This is a genomic window from Flavobacterium psychraerolatum (assembly GCF_025960985.1).
GTDB lineage: Bacteria > Bacteroidota > Bacteroidia > Flavobacteriales > Flavobacteriaceae > Flavobacterium.
Map to the genome: position 1 here is coordinate 1 of NZ_JAOQMX010000034.1, position 22400 is coordinate 22400.

The 22400-nt window shown below is 30.7% G+C and carries 16 protein-coding genes and 1 pseudogene; 12 read left to right on the forward strand and 5 right to left on the reverse strand.

What is annotated here, in order from left to right; all coding sequences use genetic code 11:
• Positions 1-191 precede the first annotated feature (191 nt).
• The 5 genes from M2326_RS12625 to M2326_RS12645 all read right to left on the reverse strand — a co-directional run bounded on the left by M2326_RS12625 (position 192) and on the right by M2326_RS12645 (position 8749).
• Positions 192-395, reverse strand: a complete 204-nt coding sequence (locus M2326_RS12625; RefSeq protein ID WP_264619919.1) for a hypothetical protein — start codon at positions 393-395, stop codon at positions 192-194.
• Positions 396-429: 34 nt separating this feature from the next.
• The gene (locus M2326_RS12630) at positions 430-3249 is read right to left on the reverse strand and encodes a T9SS type A sorting domain-containing protein (protein ID WP_264619920.1); all 2820 of its coding nucleotides are present in this window, start codon (positions 3247-3249) and stop codon (positions 430-432) included.
• A gap of 298 nt (positions 3250-3547) precedes the next feature.
• Positions 3548-5917, reverse strand: a complete 2370-nt coding sequence (locus M2326_RS12635) for a GumC family protein (protein WP_264619921.1) — start codon at positions 5915-5917, stop codon at positions 3548-3550.
• Positions 5918-5922: 5 nt separating this feature from the next.
• Entirely contained in the window at positions 5923-7800 is a 1878-nt protein-coding gene (locus tag M2326_RS12640) for a polysaccharide biosynthesis/export family protein (protein WP_264619922.1), read from the reverse strand.
• A gap of 205 nt (positions 7801-8005) precedes the next feature.
• Entirely contained in the window at positions 8006-8749 is a 744-nt protein-coding gene (locus tag M2326_RS12645) for a LytR/AlgR family response regulator transcription factor (RefSeq protein ID WP_264619923.1), read from the reverse strand.
• Positions 8750-9421: 672 nt separating this feature from the next.
• On the opposite strand from M2326_RS12645, the pseudogene M2326_RS12650 reads away from it, so the two are divergent.
• The 12 genes and pseudogenes from M2326_RS12650 to M2326_RS12705 all read left to right on the forward strand — a co-directional run bounded on the left by M2326_RS12650 (position 9422) and on the right by M2326_RS12705 (position 22400).
• A pseudogene (locus tag M2326_RS12650) lies at positions 9422-9831 on the forward strand (adenylyltransferase/cytidyltransferase family protein).
• Positions 9832-9974: 143 nt separating this feature from the next.
• Entirely contained in the window at positions 9975-11363 is a 1389-nt protein-coding gene (locus M2326_RS12655; protein WP_264619956.1) for a nucleotide sugar dehydrogenase, read from the forward strand.
• Between the two features lie 179 nt (positions 11364-11542).
• Positions 11543-12553: a UDP-N-acetylglucosamine 4,6-dehydratase (inverting) gene (gene pseB / locus M2326_RS12660; protein ID WP_264619924.1), complete on the forward strand. Its 1011-nt coding sequence runs from the start codon at positions 11543-11545 to the stop codon at positions 12551-12553.
• Between the two features lie 3 nt (positions 12554-12556).
• Positions 12557-13735, forward strand: coding sequence for a UDP-4-amino-4,6-dideoxy-N-acetyl-beta-L-altrosamine transaminase (pseC, locus tag M2326_RS12665; protein ID WP_264619925.1), 1179 nt, complete (start codon positions 12557-12559; stop codon positions 13733-13735).
• The gene (gene pseF, locus M2326_RS12670; protein WP_264619926.1) at positions 13728-14417 is read left to right on the forward strand and encodes a pseudaminic acid cytidylyltransferase; all 690 of its coding nucleotides are present in this window, start codon (positions 13728-13730) and stop codon (positions 14415-14417) included. The genes pseC and pseF overlap by 8 nt, the downstream gene beginning before the upstream one ends.
• Positions 14404-15417 carry a GNAT family N-acetyltransferase gene (locus M2326_RS12675; RefSeq protein WP_264619927.1) on the forward strand — a complete coding sequence of 338 codons (1014 nt, stop codon included), beginning with the start codon at positions 14404-14406 and terminating at the stop codon, positions 15415-15417. Before pseF ends, M2326_RS12675 begins: the two co-directional genes overlap by 14 nt.
• Positions 15417-16466: a pseudaminic acid synthase gene (pseI, locus tag M2326_RS12680; RefSeq protein WP_264619928.1), complete on the forward strand. Its 1050-nt coding sequence runs from the start codon at positions 15417-15419 to the stop codon at positions 16464-16466. Before M2326_RS12675 ends, pseI begins: the two co-directional genes overlap by 1 nt.
• Positions 16467-16529: 63 nt before the next feature.
• Positions 16530-17798, forward strand: coding sequence for a lipopolysaccharide biosynthesis protein (locus M2326_RS12685; RefSeq protein ID WP_264619929.1), 1269 nt, complete (start codon positions 16530-16532; stop codon positions 17796-17798).
• Positions 17799-17819: 21 nt separating this feature from the next.
• On the forward strand, positions 17820-18773 hold the full coding sequence (locus M2326_RS12690) for a hypothetical protein (protein WP_264619930.1): 954 nt from the start codon (positions 17820-17822) through the stop codon (positions 18771-18773).
• 12 nt (positions 18774-18785) lie between these two features.
• Complete coding sequence (locus tag M2326_RS12695) at positions 18786-20108, forward strand: hypothetical protein (RefSeq protein WP_264619931.1); 1323 nt, start codon at positions 18786-18788, stop codon at positions 20106-20108.
• A gap of 10 nt (positions 20109-20118) precedes the next feature.
• Positions 20119-21291, forward strand: a complete 1173-nt coding sequence (locus M2326_RS12700; RefSeq protein ID WP_264619932.1) for a glycosyltransferase — start codon at positions 20119-20121, stop codon at positions 21289-21291.
• The gene (locus M2326_RS12705; protein WP_264619933.1) at positions 21291-22400 is read left to right on the forward strand and encodes a polysaccharide deacetylase family protein; all 1110 of its coding nucleotides are present in this window, start codon (positions 21291-21293) and stop codon (positions 22398-22400) included. Before M2326_RS12700 ends, M2326_RS12705 begins: the two co-directional genes overlap by 1 nt.

The window sequence follows — 22400 nt, forward strand, 5'->3', positions numbered from 1 at the left end:
TGCTTATAAATCATTCGAAAACCTCAAAGAAAAATTAAATTTTGTCCTGACTAATTTCGGAACAAAATACGACATTAAATTTTGACCATTACTTATAAGTTAAAAATTCTTAGCTTTAATTATTTTTTTTAAAATAGAAAGCAATACTCTCTGGCAGTGTCTTCTTGTATTAAAAAATACAAGAACATTTATTAATATATTTCTACTTCTCGGTTTTTTCTAATCAATACAATCGCTATAATTATACCTGTAATCAATAAAGGAAATTCTATACCATCAATGGGTAAAGGTACCGGCTCCTTTGCCGGGTCTCCAGATCCACCACCAAATCCTGGGTCAGGACCTGGATCCCAACCTTGAGAAAAACATAGAGTAGAAAACAAAATAGAATACATTAAAATGAGTTTTTTTAAATTCATAACTAAATATTTATTTAATAATTATTTTTGTAGTAGATCGATCACTATTTTTTAAATTGTATATTTCAATAAAATATAGTCCAGCACCTAATTTACCATCAAGTTTTATTGATCCAACACCATTATCTATTAAAAAATCACCGTTACAAACTAACTGTCCTACAGTATTATATATCTTATATAAATAACTATCTGATGATTTTCCTTCTTCAAGATTTACCATAATAGCATCCTGACTATTGGCAGGATTTGGATATACACTGAAATTTGTAGTAACTACGTCTGCAGTTTTTAAAGATGACTCCTGCTGAAATACAACTTCAAAACGATTTCCAACACTTTTCGCATCAGTAGTAACTTGAAAAATATATTCAAAAATTGATCCATCTAAGGGTAATTCAGTTTTTGAACCGTTAAATAAATCTTTCAAATAGGCCTTCCCAGAGTAAGTAAAATTAGTACCATATAACTTCAACTTGTAATTAATTCCTACTAGAGCATCTGTTATACGGACTGTTAAAAAATCATTATCCACTATTGAAGCTCTGTGTTCAATTGACAACGAAAAATTATTTGTAAATAAGGCTAAGTTTTCACCTATATTACTAATTTTTCTACCATCATTAATATCTAAACCATTATTACCACCATCATAAAAAGCAGCTACACAACCATCCCTATTGGAATAAATATCATCAACTTGTTTTTCTAAAATTACTCTAAATAAAGCTGGTGATGCATTAATTTTGGTCGAACTAAACTTATTTAAGGTCGTATTAGCTACGGCACTACTTTTATGTGATTCTTTAATTGTTAATGAGGTTGTTGTAGAAGATGCCCTAACAAAAAAAGCTTGTCCTGATTGTAAAATTGTGCTTCCATTAAACACCGTACCCGAGTTACTATAACCTATCATAGGATCCCAAGCAACATAGCTTCCTAATCCAATTGTTGGATCGATTACCCAAATCTTATTAACACCATTATTTTCAGGTTCATCTAAAACGGATTTAAAATCAATCGGACTAGCGTAAGGATTACCTATTAAATAAAATTTGTTGGAAGCAATATTATTATAACTTACATCACCAATATTGAGTGTACCAGAAGCACTAAGTAAGGCTTGTGTGCTTCCAGTATTTGCAACACCTTCTAAATTACTTGATAATAAAAAGGAATTTGAAGCAAATAATAAAAACCCCTGGTTTATAGAAGCTGTGAATAAAGGTTGGGACAAAGTATTTGTTACATAAGACCAAGTACCTAGAGTATTATCAAATTTTCGTAAATTGTAACTTGAATTATTAATATAAGTTAAACCATTTCCAACAGAACTTACCTGTAAGGAAGATCCAGTATCTTCAGCAGTTAACGTACCGTCAGGCCCCCACAGGTCGACACCATGATCTAATCCTGTATACGTTCCATTATTTTGCCAATTTTCCCAAACTGTATTCCCTGTACTACCTTTAACTGGTGCAGTCAAAAGCCTCCAACTTCTTTGATTATTTGGTAAGTATCGCTCAACAACAACCTTTCCATTTATCACTGTGCCATTCTTTAAAGCTGCAATTCGTGCAGTTTTGAGTTCATCTGATATTAAATATATAAAATTATCTGGCAAATTTACAATTGAACCATTTGGAATGTCTAAAACATCTGTTACGTTAACTCTACCTGTACCTGTTATTGTACAATTAACATTTAAATATAAATTTTCCACTACAATCGTATTTGTATTCAGAACAACTCCATTAGTTGAATTAACTTCAACTGTCTTTATAGAATTTAATATTGTACTTCCTGGATAATACGCTGGCAAATCATTTATAGCTGTCGGAATAGAATTCTGTTCGTAAACAACGTTGTATTGAGCTGATTTTGTAGCCAATCTTAATCGGGAATTAGTACCAGATGCAAAAGTACCAACTGACCTATAAATAGTAGCACCATCGTTCAGTCTCATCTGATTTGCTGCTGACGAAGAAAAGACTCCTAATTTCAAATTCATACTTCCTCCGCTTACAATTGAAGTACTTGACCCCCCAGATATAAAAGTTCTGTTTGAATTTAGAATTAAATCTTTGTAAGCTAAACTCGGAAGTGTATAATTAGTAGTTGCGGTAGATCTAAATTCTACACTACCCCCAGTAAAATTAGGCCCCTTCTGAACATCTGTAGGAATAGTTGGGTCGGTATTCCTGAATATTATAAATGGTGAACCTTGATTATCATTATCTGTTCTATATCCTAAGGCAGTCGGTCCTGAACCAACGGCTGGTATGGATAAAATACCATCAAGATCGATCACTCCAGAACGATGTCTAAGTCTTGACTCGTTATATAAACTTCCCTTTACAGGAGTCGTAGAAACAATATTTCCTGTAATTTTAAATAAGGTAACATTATCCACATATAGCGTAGTTAACTTGGTGCTAGTAGGGTAAGAATTATCCATCTCATCAAGTCCAATTACAACATCTAAAACTTGAAGACTACCTCCTCCAGAGATATAAGTATCATTGTTGACTATATTACTAGGCCTAACTGAAAAATTACCACTTACAATTAATGAGAAACCTTTATTTATAACTAATTGAGCTAGTGCAGTACCAGACAATGAATTAATAGAGGAACAAGTAGCATTAGCTGTGACGGTAACGGTATGATTACCAATATTAACAATGTCCCCGGTGGTTGGCACACCACTTGGCGACCAAGTGGAAGAACTATTCCAATTTCCAGAAGCAGAACTTGTATAAGTAGCTGCTAACATGATGTTTGAACTACACAGCAATAAAGTTAAAAGTAAAGTGTAAAGTATTTTCATTCCATTTAAAATTTAAAAAAATTGACAATTTATAAAATATGATAATTAATATAATTCCTAAAAAAACTTTTTTACGGTATTTTATTTATATTATAAAAGTTATAAGAACATTTAAAATACTTCAATAACAAAGCAAGCTCTAGTAAAATTACGATAATAGGATGTTCAATTTTGACCCTTGTAATAAGTGTTGTACTGGAGTAATAAGTGAATTTATAATTATTTTCGCTACATTATTTTCGATAAATAACTACTTAATATACTATAAGAAAAATATATAGTGCTCTGCAGCCTTTTATTAAGATCTATTATTATGTAAATAGGATTTAATAAATAAAAATGGATTTTTGAAGAAATTTCTACTACTCTCGATTTCATTATTATAACCATATCCATATCCATAATTATAGCTGTACCCGCCTTTTTCTTGAATTCCATTGAGTATAAAAACCATATTTTTAATTTTAGCACTCTCACTTAAAGTAGCTGCATAGGCAATTAACTGTTTTTCTGTATAGTTTTGCATAGTTACATACAAAGTTAAGTCTGCACTACCTGCAATCAAAAAAGTATCATTTACATATATGGTTGGAGCTGTATCTACTATAATATAATCGTACTCTTTTTTGGCCTCATTTATAAATTCTTCAAACCTACCATTTGAAATAATATTCGAAGGATTTGGTGGAATACTTCCTGAAAAAATGATATCCAAGTTTTCATTATAAGGGTTTCTATCTACTACCACCTCTTTCCATGACACATTTTTATTATGCAAGTAAGTCGACAAACCTTTATCTACATTAGCCATATCCAAAGAAATATGGAGCTTAGGTTTACGCATATCTGCTCCTACAAGTAATACTTTTTTATTATAACTCGCAAAAGCAAGACTTAAATTTGTTGCGATAAATGTTTTGCCTTCGCTCATGATAGAAGAAGTTACCAAAATCACTTGCCCCACATTATTATCTTTTGACGGTAGTGAAAAATTAACATTAGAAGATAAAATTCTAAAACTTTCGGCGTGAACAGAACGGTCATTTTTATCTTTAAATAATTTAAAATCTTTAAAAAATGGAATCTCTGCAACAACTGGAATCTGAGATTTTCTAAAAAACAAATCTTTGGCATCCTTAACTTTAGTATCTAGTAAATTATAGATAAAAATAATACCAAACGGGAGGCCTAAACCTAGAAATAATGCCACCAATAGCGTTATATTTCTTTTAGGTGCAATAGGTCCTAGACTTGCATTAGCATATTCAATAATTTTAATCGAAGGAGCTGTTACAGCATAAGCTATTGCAGATTCTTCTCTTTTCTGAAGTAATAACAAATATAAATTTTCTTTGATTTGTTGTTGTCTATCAATACTCCTAAGTGTTTTCTCATTCGATGGAATTTGAAAAACTATCTCCGAAGATTTTGAAAAATCAAATTGCTGTTGTGATAAACTAACTTTTAGTTGTTTGTTGTAGGTAACCACAGATTCATTTATACTATTTTTTAACACAATAATTTGTGCATCCAATCCATTCAAAACTGGATTATCATTACCAGCAGTTTTTATCAATCTTTCTCTTTGTATAACTAATGAGTTATAATCATTTACTATGCTATTAATTATTTCATTATCAAGACCTATATTTGCTGGTAAAACAGAATATTTTGCACTATTTAGCGCATCTTTTAATATTTTAGATAGCTGTATCTGCGTTTCTATTCTAAATAAATTCTCGTCAGACTTTGACTTTCTAGAAATATCAATTGCTGCATCAGCCTCAATATAACTGATATCGTTAGCTTTTTTAAAATCTCTTTTATGACTTTCTATACTATCCAGTTCAAATTTTAAATTTTTGAAACGATCATCAATAAATTCTACAGTTTTTTTATTTACTAATCTGCGGTCATTTATTCCATCTTGATTAAATACCTCTACTATTTTATCTATTATAGCTATACCTCGATCTGTATTGACATCCTGTACTTTTATAGAGAGTATATCGCTATCTTTCCCTACGTTACCAATGGCAATCTTTCCCATTAATGATTCTAAAGCCGATCTAAATGTAACAATTTTTACCTTTATCTCTCTGCTATCTAATGTCGCCTTGGAATTTAAATTTGGTTCGATACTAATTTCAACATTATTAATTTTAGTTTTAACGTGGGTACCCTTTACGTAAAAATCTCTCTTATTTTCCTGCTTTATTAAATAACCGTCTTTTTTTAATGTAATAGATAAATTGATTGAACTAAATAAGACATCATCTGCCACTAGTGCAACTACACTTATTGGTGAATTCCAAAGTTGAGTATCTCTAAATCGACCAGTAGTAGAATAGGAAGTCATAAGGTTTAGCTGCGACACAACAGGTGCAAATAACCGTCTCGATTTCATCGTTTCAATTTCATTATCGAGGTTAATCCCACTCCTACTCGCCATCATCCCCAAAAGCTCTGAGGGTAGTTTCAATCCTTTGTTACTTTCTTCAAGAATCTTGATTTTGGATTCAATAGCATACACAGGGCTTGTATAACGTAGATAAAAATAGGCTACAAATAGCGTAAATATTGCACTGAGTAAAAAATATTTCCAGTAGGATAAATAGCTAAATATTTCCTTTTTAAGGTCGAATTGTTCTTCAAATGTATTATCCAATGGTATTATTTTTTTATTAGTAACAATGCAGTGAGTAGAAAGGATATAACAGAGACAAAGGTTCCAGTATTTCCGATTATACCTGAGGATTTTATTTTGGACTCATTCGGGTTTACTATTATTACATCGTTTTTTTTTATGTAATATAATTGAGTATCCATCCAATTTTTAGAAGTTAAATCTATATGGTAAATGGTTTTAGTGTCATTTTCATTTCGTATTAACAAAACATCTTTTCTTTTGCCATTAATTGTCAAATCTCCAGCCAAACCAAGCGCTTGAAAGATGGTCAAATTCTTTTCATAAAAAGTATACATTCCTGGTGATCTAACTTCTCCTAAAACCGTAATTTTTGAGTTTAAAATTCGAACCTTAACAATAGGTTCTTTTAAATGCCCTTCACCTATCAATTTATTTTTTAGATATCCTTCTAACTCTAAAGTACTTTTATTGTTTACCATTAAAGTCCCTAACACTGGCATTGTGATATCTCCTTGATCCGATACCAAATAACTTTTAAGTTTAATGATCTCAATACTATTTACACTTGTACTACTTTCAAGTAAATCAATATTATATATTTTGGAAGACTCCGGGTCTAATGAATAAATTTTAATTGATAAAATATCATTAGATTCAATTTTTTGATTATTTAGTTTAATGTCACTAATAGCATTACTATTATTGTCATTTAAATATAGAATATCTTTTTTTGTAGCACAAGACTGCATTAGACCAATAGACAACATTATTACAAATGGTAAAATAGCATCCCCTAAAAAATTAAAGGTCATCGATCTCATTTTTTCAAGAATAAGAGGTAACGAAAAGAGCAACATCCCTAAAAATATGATACTAAACAATTGAAAATAGATAGTTTCATTTATCATTAATAAACTGATAAAAGCCAATACAAAAGTAAATAGACCTACAAAAATAGATATTTGACAATGATTAAACCCCAAAGCTAATAGCCTATGATGAATATGATTTTTATCTGCATTAAATGGACTTTTCTTCAAAATTACAAGCCTGACAAAAAATATCCTAGCCGTATCTACCAGTGGATAAAATAACAAAGCTATTAATAAAGTTGGACTGGTCGTATATGAAAAAAGTCCGAAATTTATTTCCTTTAAATTAAGAATATTAATTACCAAAAAAGATATTAAAAAACCAACAATCATAGAACCAGTATCGCCCATAAAAATTTTCTTTCTCCTAGAAAAATTGTATTGCAAAAAAGCTAATATCGACCCCAGTAAAGTTAGAGAAATGATGAGCAGTGTGATTGAATGGGAATTGTAAAATAAAATGCTGCTAACACTTAGAAAACAAATAGCAATTATTCCTGCCAACCCATCAATTCCATCAATAAGATTATATGAATTAATTATGAGTACATATACAAATGTTGTTAGCGCAATAGCTGGAATGATTCCTATTTTGTAGATGCCAAAAATACCAAAAAGACTATTAATTGAAATACTAGAGTTCAAAGTTATTAATAAGGCTATTCCAAACTGAACTATAAATTTTGTTTTTGCTGATAAAACTAATATATCATCTTTTAACCCCAAAAAAAATAGAACAACGAGAGAACCTATCAAATTATAATTCGAACCAATATCAAATATGGAACCAAAACCTGTAAAGGCTAATATAAATCCCATAAAAATACCTACACCTCCAAGATTAGGTGTTTTTACAGTATGAGAACTTCTGTCTGATGGTATTGCAGTTAGTCCCTTTACTTTAGAAATATTGATAATTACCGGAAAACTAATGTAACTAATTGCCCAAGCAATAATAAAAAAAAACAAGTACATGTTATCTGATGAAAAAAATGAGGTTATAAAAAATTTTGGTATCGTATCTTCCACGGTAGTTTAATTTAAGTTGTAAAAGTACTCTCCTACAACAATGTTTGATTTTGATTAGTAATAAGTGAACTTTAAATTTTCATAAGTGGTATTAATCCTGATTTAATGACAACCTAAACCACCTATATATTATAATATTTTATTGAAATATTTATTTCAAACTGATATATCAAATAAATAATATTGCCCTAGAACCAATCTCTTTTTAAATAAGTGTTTTTCCTAAGTTCAATATAGAATTCAAATTTTCTAGTTTCCTTTTAGAAACAGGGATATTTTTATTGTTCGTCATTTCACAGTAATACCCATCTGATTTCAAAATATTGAGAACGTTATTCATATTTATAATAAATTTATGATGGATTCGACAAAAAATATCTGGATTTAATAACTTTTGAAATTCACCCAAATTTTTACTAGCCATTTTACTAACACCATTGGTTAAATATACATTCGTGTATCTGCCGTCTGCTTCAAAATGACTAATATCTTCTGTTTTTATTAACTCAATTTTCTGTACTGAATTTATTGATATAAAATTCTGGAATTTCTTTTCAGCTACTTTTAGTTGAAGAGCTTCATTTTCTCCCGTAATCTTATTTATGCATCTATTTATAATTGTTAGTACTAGCACCGCGTCAAGAGGATATGGTAAAAAGCCAAAAACATTAAAGTTGATGAATTCAAAAGCATCAATTTTAGCAGATGAAAAAACAATTAACTTAGAATTTGTTAAGACTACTTTTTTTAATAAATCAATAATTTCAACCTTATTTTGACTTGGATCAATAATGATTATTTCAAAATAGTTCTTTGCATATAAAACTTTAAATTCTTCAATATCATCGGTTGTTTGAAAATTTATTTTTTGACTTGAAGAACTTGCGGCGAAGTTTTCTATTTGTTCTCTAAGATGTGGCTCGATTCTAAAATAAAGTAGATTTATCATAATTTTAGTTTTTAATTATATTTATGTTCTTGATTTACTTTTATCTTAAAAATAAATCAAGAAAAATAAATAACAAGTGTGAAGCACATGTAATAAGTGTTTTAGAACCTTAGTGCTTTTGAACTTCTTATGTGCATACAAATTTATTTTTAAAAACCTATAAGCATCCATTTACTATTTATTTCTTAAAATAATCGAGTAATAATTTAAAAAATAGAAATTAGATAATAAAATAGTCGCTGAACTTCAGAATAGGTTTCTGTGCCCTAACAATATGATTATACAAATCTCTTCACCTTGGTTAACTCTTTTAAAATGAAATCACTAACTTTTCTATTATTGAATATGTACTTTCATTTCTAACTCCTAATAAAAACATTAATCAAAAACCCAGCACCTTCACCTATCCTGGATATTCAACCACTTATTACATTCAACCTTTTTCCCATCCAAAGATTACTCACTTTTGTTCTTTAATATTTAAAAGTTATAAAAATTATTAATATCAAAAAAATTATCAAATAGCTAATAGATAAAGAGTAGCCCTAATTTAACAGGACCATTGAACTAGGTAATTTTGGGTTCAACTAACATTAGAATAACGATATTTTTTTACTAAATATATTTAATGAACACATTATGTGACTCATAACGGCGAAGCCGTTAAAAATCATGAAAATAGCGATAACTTTTAGAGCATTCGATGTATTGTATGCAGGTCATATTAAAATGCTTGAATGAGCACAAATTAAATGCGATTATTTAATTTGTGGTTTACAAACATCCTACCATAGTATAGACCCTCAAAAAATAAACCAGCACAAACAATTGTAAAGCATTATATTCAACTCAATGGCTACAAGTTTGTATATGAAATTGTTCCAGATACAACAGAACAAGATCTTGAAGAAATATTAAAGTCCTTTTAGCTAGATTTTCGAATAGTTGGCGTAGAATATCAAGACCAAAACTTTACAGAAAGATCATATTGTGAAGAGAACGAAATAGAACTGTATTTCAACAAGAGAGATCATCGCTTTTCGAGTAGTGCTTTACGAAAAGAACTATTGAATATTACTTAATTATACATGCTAATAAAATGGTAATTACCAAGGACTTCTGACAACTTTAAAAAATATCAGAAAATTTAGTAAAAAAAATATCAATGTTTTCGAAATAATAATCAAAATAATAAAGCTTGAAAACAAAAAAAAATAAAAAAAATATGATAAAAAATATTTGCTGTATAGGAGCAGGTTATGTAGGTGGTCCAACTATGGCTATTATTGCACAAAAATGCCCTCATATAAAAGTTACTGTTGTTGATTTAAATGAAAAAAGAATTGCAGATTGGAATGATCCAAATGTAGATAATATTCCAATATATGAACCTGGTTTAAGTGCAATTGTTGCTGAATCAAGAGGACGAAATTTATTTTTTTCTATTGATGTTGATAGTGCGATTGATGAAGCAGATATGATTTTCATTTCTGTAAATACACCTACTAAAACCTACGGTGTTGGAAAAGGAATGGCCGCTGATTTAAAATACATTGAATTGTGCGCAAGGCAAATTGCTAAAATTGCTAAATCAGATAAGATAGTTGTTGAAAAATCAACATTACCAGTTAGAACTGCCAGTGCAATCAAAAATATCCTTGAACATACAGGAAATGGCGTAAAGTTTCAGATTCTTTCTAATCCTGAATTTTTGGCAGAAGGAACCGCTGTAGCTGATTTGTTGAATCCTGATCGAGTTTTAATTGGAGGGGATACCGATGCAGAAGGTCAAAAAGCAGTTCAGAAATTAGTTGATATTTATTCAAATTGGGTTCCAAAAAATCAAATTTTAACAACTAATATTTGGTCGTCTGAATTATCTAAGCTTACAGCAAATGCTTTTTTAGCGCAAAGAGTTTCATCCATAAATTCCATGTCTGAGCTATGTGAAAAAACAGGAGCTGAAATAAGTGAAATAGCTAAAGCCATTGGCATGGACAACAGAATAGGATCTGAATTTTTAAAATCTTCTGTAGGTTTCGGAGGTTCCTGTTTTAAAAAAGACATACTAAACTTGGTATATATTGCAAAATCATATGGGTTAAATGAAGTGGCTGATTACTGGGAACAAGTAATTATTATGAATGACCATCAAACAGCTCGCTTTGCAAAAAATATAGTTAAAAAATTATATAATACTGTATCAGGTAAAAAAATAGCTATACTCGGATGGGCTTTCAAGAAAGATACCAATGATACTAGAGAATCAGCAGCTATATATGTAGCAGATAATTTACTAGCGGAGCAGGCCAATTTAGTTGTTTTTGACCCAAAAGTTAAAGAACATCAAATATATACTGATTTAAATCATTTAGCAACAAGACCTCATGGAGAAAATATAGAAGGAGTAACCGTTGTAGATAATCCATATGAAGCTTGTAATGAAACCCATGCAATTGCAATTTTAACAGAATGGGAAGAATTCAAAACATATGATTGGCAAAAAATATACAATCAAATGCAGAAGCCTGCTTTTGTTTTCGATGGAAGAAATTTATTAGATAAAAAAGAAATGGAACAAATTGGGTTTATATATCAAGCAATTGGTTCGTAAAATTCAGTTAATACTTTCACTGAATAGATCACTGCTGTTAATTCAAATAAAATAGTTAAGTCCTAGTGATAGTCTAGTAAATTATTGTAATACTTCTCAAATTAAATAAATTATAGTTCAGAAAAAAGCTAGAAAACTAGTAAATTAATAATATAAAAATAAATCATAATCAAATATTTATGTTAAACAATAAATCAATTTTAATTACCGGAGGAACAGGTTCTTTAGGTAAAGCTTTAACAGCTCATATCCTAAAAAATTATCCTAATGTACGAAAATTAGTTATTTATTCCCGAGATGAGCAAAAACAATATCAAATGGCTCAAGATTTTCCTTCTCATAAATACCCCCAAATTCGTTTTTTAATTGGAGATGTACGTGATAAAGAACGTTTAATACGAGCTTTTAAAAATATTGATTATATAATACATGCCGCTGCTATGAAGCATGTTCCTATTGCAGAATACAATCCTGACGAATGCGTTAAGACTAATATTCATGGTGCACAGAATGTTATTGACGCTTGTTTACAAACAAGTGTAGAACGTGTAGTAGCACTTTCTACCGATAAAGCATGTGCACCTATTAATTTGTATGGAGCTACTAAATTAGCCTCTGATAAACTATTTGTTGCAGCTAATAACATTACGGGTTGGAATCCTATTCGATTCTCAGTTGTAAGATACGGAAATGTAATGGGTTCTAATGGGTCAGTGATTCCATTTTTTATCAATAAGAAAAAAGAAGGCATATTACCGATCACTGATCCAGAGATGACTCGCTTTAATATATCTCTTGAGGGAGGAGTTGATATGGTTATGCATGCACTTGAACATGCGTGGGGTGGTGAAATTTTTGTTCCGAAAATCCCCTCTTATAAAATTATGGATGTTGCAGAGGCGATTGGTCCTGACTGTGAACATAAGGTAATTGGTATCAGACCAGGAGAAAAGGTACATGAAGAAATGATTACTCCATCAGACTCATTTTACACTTATGATTTAGGGAAATATTTCACTATTCTTCCTTCACATCCTAAATGGAAATTGGAAGAGTTTGTGAAAGAATTTTCTGCAGACATCGTCCCTCACGGATTTGCATACAACTCTGGTACTAATAGTGAATGGGAAACGATTGATTCCTTAAGAGCTTTAATCACAGAACATGTAGATGCAAATTTTATAGCTTAAACAATGAAAAATATTCCCTACGGACGACAAAATATTACCCCAGAAGATATTGATGCGGTAATTGAGACCTTAAAGTCGGATTATTTAACTCAAGGTCCAAAAATCTTAGAATTTGAAAAAGCATTTGCAAATTATATTGGTTCAGAATATGCAGTAGCTGTTGCAAACGGAACGGCAGCTTTACATCTATGTACATTAGCATTAGACGTAAAAAAAGAACAAAAAGTAATTACTACACCAATCACTTTTGCAGCATCAGCTAATTGTGTTCGTTATTGTGATGGTGAAGTGGTATTTGCAGATATTGACCCTGAAACGTATTTAATAGACTATAATGCAGTTGAAAAACTGCTCAAAGCATCTCCAAAGGGAACTTATAGTGGGATTATTCCAGTAGATTTTGCAGGAAGAGCGGTTGATTTAGAAAAATTTAGAGCATTGGCTGATGAGTATAATCTTTGGATTATTGAAGATTCTTGTCATTCGCCAGGAGGTTTTTTTGTAGACTCAAAAGGGAAAGAGCAAAATTGCGGGAATGGAAACTTTGCTGATTTAGCTATTTTCTCCTTTCACCCTGTAAAACACATAGCATCGGGTGAAGGTGGTATGGTAACTACGAATGACGAAGCTTTATACCATAAGTTATTACAACTTAGGACACACGGCATCGTAAAATCTGAAGATGCATTTACAAATTCTATAGAATTTGCGGGAGGTGATACACAATACCCATTATGGTATATGGAAATGCAAGATTTAGGGTTTAACTACCGCCTAACAGATTTTCAAGCAGCATTAGGCTTAAGTCAATTAAGCAGAGCTGATCAAGGACTTGCAAGAAGACGAGATATTGCGGCAACCTATTTAGAGGCTTTTAAAAATCAGTCTTTTGTCAAAGGGCAATCTGGAGTAATTGAAGGGCATGCTTATCACTTATATATTCTTGAAGTAGAAAATCGTTTAGGTTTATACAATCATTTACGAACTAAAAATATTTTTGCGCAAATCCATTATATTCCTTGCCATTTAATGCCCTATTACAGACAATTTGGCTGGAAAGAAGGCGATATGCCTAATGCAGAAAATTATTACAAACATTGTATCAGTTTGCCTATGTATCCCACATTAACAGCTGAAGAACAACAATTTGTGATTACATCCATACATGAATTTTATGACTAATATTTGTATCATTCCTGCACGAGGTGGCAGTAAACGTATTTTTCGAAAAAACATTAAAATTTTCTTAGGTAAACCTATTATCGCTTATTCAATTGAAGTGGCTATTAAAAGTGGCTTGTTTGATGAAATAATGGTTTCTACAGATGACGAAGAAATAGCAGAGATTGCTATAAAATACGGCGCTAAAATCCCATTTTTACGAAGTAATGAAAAGTCTAACGATTTTGCTACAACCTATGAAGTAATTGAGGAAGTACTGCAGAATTATAAAAAAAGAGGACAATCTTTTGACCAAGCCTGTTGTATTTATCCATGTGCTCCTTTCATTTCAACAAAAAAATTAGTTGAAGCAGCTAGAAAATTAGATAAATTCGAAACCGTCTTACCCATAGTACAATACGGATTTCCTATACAAAGAGCATTAAAAAAAAACGAAGCAGATAGCGTATCATTTATTCAACCAGAATTTGAACTTTCCCGTTCTCAAGATTTAAATGAAAGTTTTCACGATGCAGGACAATTCTATTGGTTCAACCTCAAAAGCTTGTTTAAAAATAAAAGTGTTTTATCAGAAAATACAGGGTGTGTAGTGTTATCTGAAATTGAAGTGCAAGATATTGATAATGAAATTGACTGGAAATTAGCGGAATTAAAATATAAATTACTGTATGGAGTTTCCTAAAAGATATAAAGTTTTAGAAAAAAAAATATTTTCAAAAGACATTTTTTCACTTATTCCTATTCGCTTTGAGGATAGGATAACAATCATGCAATGGCGCAATGAGCAAATTTATCATCTTCGACAAAACCAACCTCTTACCTTAGAAAATCAAAAAAGCTATTTTAAGAATATAGTTTCAAAATTATTTGAGCAAGACCAACCAAATCAGATCTTGTTTTCTTTTTTAGAAAATGGAGAATGTATTGGTTATGGAGGATTAGTGCACATTAATTGGATAGATAAAAATGCGGAGATTTCATTTATCATGCAAACAAATTTAGAGCAAAATCGATTTGATGAAATTTGGAGTGAATACTTAAACTTAGTTGAAAAGGTAGCCTTTAGCGATTTGAAATTACATAAAATATTTACCTATGCTTTTGATTTAAGACCCAAATTGTATAGCATCCTATCGAAATCAGGGTATACAGAAGAAGCACGCTTAAAGGAACATTGTCTGTTTAATGAAAACTATATTGACGTATTAATTCATTCAAAAATAAATCATTCTCTTACCCTACGGCTAGCTTCTCTAGAAGATGTAAACATTACATATGATTGGGCATCGAATAAGATCGTACGCCAATATGCAATTCAAAAAGAAGAAATTTATTTTGCAAATCACAAAAACTGGTTTTCAAATAAAATAACAGCAGCAGATTGTATCTATTTTATTGCTGAAGTAAATAACACTCCAATTGGTTCTATCCGCTTTGATATAAACAATATTAAAGAAGCTTTGCTAAGTTTCTTGTTAGACCCTCAATTTCATGGCAAAGGATATGGCAAAATAATTTTAGAAAAAGGGATTGAGGAAGTACTTAAATTAAAAGAATTATCTAAAATAATTGGTGTTGTCAGTATTGAAAACATTCCATCGTTAAAAACCTTTAAATCATTAGAGTTTCAACAAGTGAGTGAGATAGACGCATACATTACTTACGAAAAAAAATATAAATAATGAAAATAGGTACATTCGAAATAAATAATAGCTCTAAAGTTTTTATCATTGCAGAACTTTCTGCAAATCATAATGGCAGTATCGAAGTAGCTCTGGAAACTATTAAAGCAGCGAAACGCGCTGGAGCAGATTGTATAAAACTACAAACCTATACCGCGAACACTATTACTTTAGATTCTGATAAAGAAGATTTTAAGATAAAAGGAACCATTTGGGAAGGACAAAATCTACATAAATTATATCAAGAAGCCTATACACCATGGGAATGGCACAAACAATTATTTGATGCTGCCAACGCAGAAGGTTTAGTTTGCTTTTCTTCTCCATTTGATAAAACGGCAGTAGATTTACTGGAGTCCTTAAATACCCCAGCTTATAAAATCGCGTCTTTTGAAATTACCGATATACCATTAATTGAATATGTAGCTTCCAAGGGGAAACCTATCATCCTTTCAACAGGAATAGCCACTATTGAAGATATTGAACTAGCATTAGATGCTTGTAGAAGAGTGGGTAACAATGATATTGCGTTATTAAAGTGTACCTCAAGCTACCCTGCCCCTATTGAAGAAGCAAATATGTGCATGGTAAAAGATATAGCGGAACGATTTGAAGTCATTTCAGGTTTATCAGATCATACTATTGGAAGTACAGTACCTGTGGTGGCAACCTGCTTTGGTGCAAAAATTATAGAAAAGCATTTTATCTTAGATCGTGCTATTGGAGGACCTGATGCGTCGTTTTCAATGAACGAAGAAGAATTTACAGCAATGGTAAAAGCAGTACGAGAAGCAGAATTGGCTATTGGTAAAGTTGATTACACCTTGACAGATAAACAAGCTAAAGGAAAAGATTTTTCAAGATCACTGTATGTAGTAAAAGACATAAAAAAAGGCGAGCTATTTACCGAAGAAAATGTGCGTTCTATCCGTCCTGGTTTTGGATTACATCCAAGATATTTACCTGAAATATTAGGTAAGCAAGCAAGTACAGATATGGAAATGGGAGACCGTTTTGAATTGCAAATGATCGATACTTTAAACAAGTAACTTAAAAATAAAATCTATCACCAAATAAAATAACAATACCATGAATCAAATAGCTCTGTTTAAATGTTGAATTTCCTAAATAAAAAAAAAGACAGTACAAATTTTATGATTCTCTTTATGAGTTCATCAAGTTTAATAGGCAATGTCTTGACTATCATTTCAGGTTTACTTGTGGCTAGATGGATACTTCCAGAAGTGATGGGAGAATTTAGTAGCTATACTATTTTTTCTAGCTATATTATTCTTGCACAAATAGGGATCCCGATTGCTCTTGGAAGAGAGCTGCCTTTACACATAGGAAAAGGCGATGTTAAGCTTGCTGAGCAATATGCCAAGGTTGCACAATTTTATGCAATTTTGCTAAGTTCTATTATCTTAATTATTTCTCTTATCGTGTCAACATATTTCCTTACGGAAGGTGATACCCAATCTGCAGCTGGCTTTTTTGTTATAGGGTTACTTTCAATCGAAGGGTTTTACCTCACGCAATACCTGAAAGTACTATATAGAGGAACACGAGACTTTAATAACCTAACCATCATTAATTTAATGCAGGCCTTTGTTTCTTTTGCTAGTGTTTACTTTGTATATGAATGGGGTTTTTACGGTCTTTGTTTACGAGCAGTTTTAAGTTTTTTATCGGGGCTTATTCTTACATGGCACTGGCGCCCAACCAAGGTTAAACCATCTTATGAAAAAGAATCTTTCACCCATCTTTTAAGGCTTGGTTTTCCTATGTTTGTGGTAACAAACGTGTATTCTTTATGGCCCGTATTACAAAAAACAATGATTTTGACCCTTGGTGGTACACTTTCTTTAGGTTTATATACGGTAGCCACTGTAGTTCAAGGTGGCTTAAGTGCTGTTTCTGGATCTATCAGTACCGTAACCTATGCTACCATGGCGAATCAATGGGGGTCCGGTAAAAACTTAATTCAATTGTTTAAAATAGCCGTAAAACCAGTAGTTATTGGTGCTCTTTTATTTTTAATATGCATACCCATAGGATGGTTTAGCTTACCTTATTTTGTGAAATTATTGATTCCTAATTATTTGGATGGTGTTAAGGCAGGGCAATGGATGCTAATCACAGGGTTTATTGGCTTATTTAATGTATGGACAAATATTTATAATGTGGTCAATAATCAAAAAGCAAAATTATTTTCATTTTTACTTGGTGTAGTTGGTTGGCTTATCACTCTAGGGTTGCTTTATAAAATTAAAGGTTTTGCCTTGGAAATTTTTCCGCAATCAATGGCTGTTGGTTTCGCTCTAATACTTGCATATAATTTATTTTACGTTTATAAAAACAAATATTTAACCTACGAATAGTTGATAAATAAATTAATTAAAATGGTTACCGGCAAAGAAATCATCCTTTACAACCACCATAGACAAACAGAACCTTTAGCCAGTAATCCTACTAATAAAGAAAACTATGTGTTTTTTGAGATAGGTTTAATTTGGAAGTATATTCCTTTCAAAACATCAGATAAAAGAAAACATCGCATCATGTATGTTATTTTATCTTTTATTCGTCCAAAATACATTTTAAGTATAAACTGGATATCCAAACGTGAAAGTTTGTACAAGGTTTGGACAGCCAACCATCCCAAAAGCAAATTTATAGTGATACAACATGGTGTTTATGCAGGTGGTTTTGTAACCGATATGCCTCATAAATATACCAAATGTGATGTTTTTTTAACTTGGGGGCCTTATTTTGAAGAACATTTTAGTAAATTTAATTCTTTAAAAAAACTAAAAATAATCAATTTTGGAAATTCAGTGTACAATGAATTTTATAGAAACAATTATAGTTACAAAGTAAATACTTCAAACAAAATATTGTTAGTTCCTACTGCACTAGACAAAAAAAATAGTGATATTTTATTTACATTAATCAATAGATTAAAACAACTTAATTTTGAGGTAGAGGTAAAAGCACATGCTTATCAAGGAAGAATAACTGTTGGTAAAGAATATCCCAAATTTGAAGGTGTAACAATAATTAAAGGTCAACTTTATGATATTCTTCAAAAAAACGATTACGATTTTGTAATAGCAGACCACTCCTCCTCTTTACTAGATACCATTTTCTTTAAAAATAAGGTATTGTATTTTGACCCCTTAAATAGTATACATGGATACACAACCAACTACTCAAATTATTTAAGTAATTTATATGACCAGAATTTTGAAAACATTGAAAAGAATGATCTCTACAGTTTATTAAATATAGAAAACCAAGAAGCATTGTTAGCAAATATGATTACAATGGGAAATAACCAAATAGCTACCATATAAAATATTAAACGTATGCTAAAGAACAATTACAGCTTAAATGATAAAATTCAAAAAGGATATCTATTACTACTTTTTCTTTTTTCACCTATTTTAGGTTTATTTAATCTATTAAAATTGAAAAATGAAAAGGACATCACCTTTTTTGGAACCTTATTTTTTGGGTTGGCAGGGAGTGTATTTGTTTATATAGTAGGAACTGATGGGCATTCACACTTAATGAATGCTAAAGAGTTTTACTTAGATATGTCATTAGTAGAGTTTTTTAAGAAATCATATGAAATAATAACGTTTAGTTCTACAGAAGGTTCTACAGATATATATTTACATTGCATTTCCTTTATTTCAACCTCACTATTACAAAAACCAGAGTTAATTCATGTATTTTCAGGTCTAGTATTGGGTTATTTTTTCACAAAATCGGTGTTGCTTATTTTAAAAAATAATTTAGAAATAAAGAAAAACTATATTCTAGTTGGTTTTATCATATTGTTACTTATCATTAGAAGCATCGGTGCACTAAATTCTATTAGAATGTGGACTGGGATGTGGGTACTATTTTATGGTACCTACAGTTGGGCAACAACAAAAAACAGAAAGTATATAGTTGTCATTTTATTTTCAGTACTGGTCCATTTTTCTTACGCGTTAATTTTACTGCCTATTACGACAGCCTATATCTTACAAAAAAATAAAAAAATTCTGGTAGCTCTTTACATTGTATCTTTCTTTACGACAGTAGGTTTTTCATTTGTTAAAGCTTATATACCACAATCTGATTTAATAGAAAAAAAACAAAACACATATGCTGTCGATTCTGATCAAGATGTGAAACGCTATGAGAAAAATAGCATAAATGCTAAAAAAGAGTCTGAAAATTCAAATTTCTATAAGACATCTGGCGAAACAAATTATTTGAATTATAGCATTGTCGGTTTATCTATAATTTTAATTTTTTTTTACTTAAAAAAAGAGAGTGATAGGAACCTAATTTTTTTGGTAGCAGTTGGTATAGGAGTATATGCTTTCTCCAATTTAGTAGCATTTTCACCTTCACTTCAAGGTAGAACAAAAATGATTGCAGCTACTTTTATTTTGGCAGCAGCTATACATTTACAGCTTACTTTGAAAAAGTATAATTTAAAAATAAAATCAATAAAGAGATTAAATACAGCACTATTATTTTTTTTGATTTCATCAATTCCCATGTTTTTGTTTCAACTCTCTTATATACTACAATCCTTCAGTTTCTTTCTACTATTTCTACCTCAAGTATCATGGCTATTAGGTGATGGAGATTATTCCATAAGAGGAGTAATAGGATTATTTATCGATTAAAAAAAACTATATGAACATAGCTCTATTCTTAGAACAATCCTTTGATCCTGACGCAGGTGGAGTCCAAAGGAGTACATCAAAACTGGCGAAAATTTTTAAAGAGGAAGGTCACAACGTAATTGTTATTACTTCAAACTACCAATCTTCAGAAATAAAATTGTGGAATCAAATTCCAATTATTTCTATAGATTTTAAAAAAAGAAAATCTGAATTAAAAAAAATATTAGAAAAAAAACAAATTTCGATTATCATTAATCAAGCTGGATATTCTTTAAAATTGACAAAAAACTTAATACATAGCAGCAACGACGGTATAAAGATTATAAATACTCTTCGAATAAACCCATTAAATTTTTACACCAATTACAAACAGTTTATAGGATTGTTTTTAAATAGTAATAAACTGGGATTTTTAAATAATAAAATCGTACAGAAAATTATTCTGAAATATCATATTATTAAACAACGATCTGATCTTAATTACATTATAAAAAACACAGATGCGTTTGTAATGCTATCTAAAGGATTTACACCAGAACTTTATTTTTTAGCCCCCAATTTAAAGAAGTACAATCACAAGATACATAGCATTAGTAATCCTTTTGAAAAACCAATATTAAATATTGCTCAAATAGAGAAAGATAATATAATTCTATTTGTAGGTAGACTTAATATCTTGCAAAAAAGAGTGGATTTACTTCTCGAAATTTGGAAAAAACTACATAAAACATTACCCGATTGGAAATTCTGGGTAGTTGGTGAAGGCGAAGATCAAGTTTTTATGGAGAATTATTGTAAAGAAAACAATTTAAACAGAGTTACTTTCTTTGGCAAAGATAATCCAAATGAATACTATAAGAAAGCTAAAATATTTCACATGACTTCTGCTTTTGAAGGTTTTGGTAATGTATTAGTAGAAGCACAAAGTTATGGTTGTGTCCCCATTTTATTTAATTCTTATGCAGCCGCTCAAGACATTGTAACTCATAATGAAAACGGAATGCTTGTAGCCCCATTCAATAGTGATGAATACGTTGATGCAACAACTACACTAATTAGTAATCCTAGCAAACTATCACAAATGGCTTTGAATGGGTATGAAAATGTAAATAGATTTTCTTATGATCAAACGTATAAAAAATGGGAAGAAGTTTTTAATAGTCTAAAAAGTAATCTACAGTAATGCTAAAATCCATAATAAAAAACCTTTCCAATCTACCTGGTTGGCGAACCGATAGAAAAATTGTTATCATCGAATCGGATGATTGGGGAAGTATCCGGATGCCTTCTAACTTTGTTAGAGAAATATTCGAAACTAAAAATGTTTCTTTGGGTGATCCAGAACGTCAACGATACACTAACTACGATACACTAGCAGATGAAGCAGATTTTGAAGCACTTTATGAAACACTAACACAATTTAAGGATATAAACGGAAAACATCCTGTGTTTACGGCTGTGAGTGTGGTTGCAAATCCTGATTTTGATAAAATTAAGGAAGCTAATTTTGAAAAATATTTTTATGAACCTTTTAATACCACATTAGAAAGGTACGGACATAAAAACACTTTCAAAATGTGGCAAGAAGGTATAGCACAGAACCTCTTTGTACCACAATTTCATGGTCGTGAACACTTGAATGTACAAGTCTGGATGAGACAATTGAGAGACAAAGAAGAGAGTACAATGGAAGCATTTAAACTCAATTGTTGGGGTTTTGAAAATAAAAATAAATTTAATATCGATTATCAAGCGGCTTTTGATTTGGAATTCGTTTCCGATATAGAATACCAAAAATCAGTTATTAAAGAAGGATTGCAATTGTTTGAACAAATCCATGGCTATAAAGCTGACTTTTTTGTGCCTCCTAACGGACCTTTCAATAATGAATTAGAAAAAACCGCAGCAGAGGCAGGTATAAAATATATGTCAACTTCAAAAATACAGTCAGAACCTCAAGGACAAGGAATACAAAAAAAGCGAATTCATTATTTAGGCCAAAAAAACGCTAGTAGACAACTTTATATTACCCGAAATTGTTTTTTTGAACCTAGTGCTCCAGGTAAAGATTGGGTGAGCAGTTGTATGAATGATATTGAAAATGCCTTTAAATGGGGAAAGCCCGCAGTAATTAGTTCACATAGAGTAAACTTTATTGGACGTTTGATAGAACATAATCGTACAGAAAGTTTAGCAGCCTTAACAACTTTATTGACTCAGATACAAACACAATGGCCTAACGTTGAATTTATGACATCTTCCCAATTAGGAGATCTAATTAACAGAAAATAA

Excerpts from the sequence above, each read along its gene's own strand:
- pseF (WP_264619926.1), top strand. The coding sequence starts at position 13,728 with ATGACTAATATTTGTATCATTCCTGCACGAGGTGGCAGTAAACGTATT.
- pseI (WP_264619928.1), top strand. The coding sequence starts at position 15,417 with ATGAAAATAGGTACATTCGAAATAAATAATAGCTCTAAAGTTTTTATC.
- M2326_RS12705 (WP_264619933.1), top strand. The coding sequence starts at position 21,291 with ATGCTAAAATCCATAATAAAAAACCTTTCCAATCTACCTGGTTGGCGA.
- M2326_RS12685 (WP_264619929.1), top strand. The coding sequence starts at position 16,530 with ATGTTGAATTTCCTAAATAAAAAAAAAGACAGTACAAATTTTATGATT.
- M2326_RS12625 (WP_264619919.1), bottom strand. The coding sequence starts at position 395 with ATGTATTCTATTTTGTTTTCTACTCTATGTTTTTCTCAAGGTTGGGAT.
- pseB (WP_264619924.1), top strand. The coding sequence starts at position 11,543 with ATGTTAAACAATAAATCAATTTTAATTACCGGAGGAACAGGTTCTTTA.
- M2326_RS12675 (WP_264619927.1), top strand. The coding sequence starts at position 14,404 with ATGGAGTTTCCTAAAAGATATAAAGTTTTAGAAAAAAAAATATTTTCA.
- pseC (WP_264619925.1), top strand. The coding sequence starts at position 12,557 with ATGAAAAATATTCCCTACGGACGACAAAATATTACCCCAGAAGATATT.
- M2326_RS12695 (WP_264619931.1), top strand. The coding sequence starts at position 18,786 with ATGCTAAAGAACAATTACAGCTTAAATGATAAAATTCAAAAAGGATAT.
- M2326_RS12630 (WP_264619920.1), bottom strand. The coding sequence starts at position 3,249 with ATGAAAATACTTTACACTTTACTTTTAACTTTATTGCTGTGTAGTTCA.
- M2326_RS12655 (WP_264619956.1), top strand. The coding sequence starts at position 9,975 with ATGATAAAAAATATTTGCTGTATAGGAGCAGGTTATGTAGGTGGTCCA.
- M2326_RS12690 (WP_264619930.1), top strand. The coding sequence starts at position 17,820 with ATGGTTACCGGCAAAGAAATCATCCTTTACAACCACCATAGACAAACA.
- M2326_RS12645 (WP_264619923.1), bottom strand. The coding sequence starts at position 8,749 with ATGATAAATCTACTTTATTTTAGAATCGAGCCACATCTTAGAGAACAA.
- M2326_RS12700 (WP_264619932.1), top strand. The coding sequence starts at position 20,119 with ATGAACATAGCTCTATTCTTAGAACAATCCTTTGATCCTGACGCAGGT.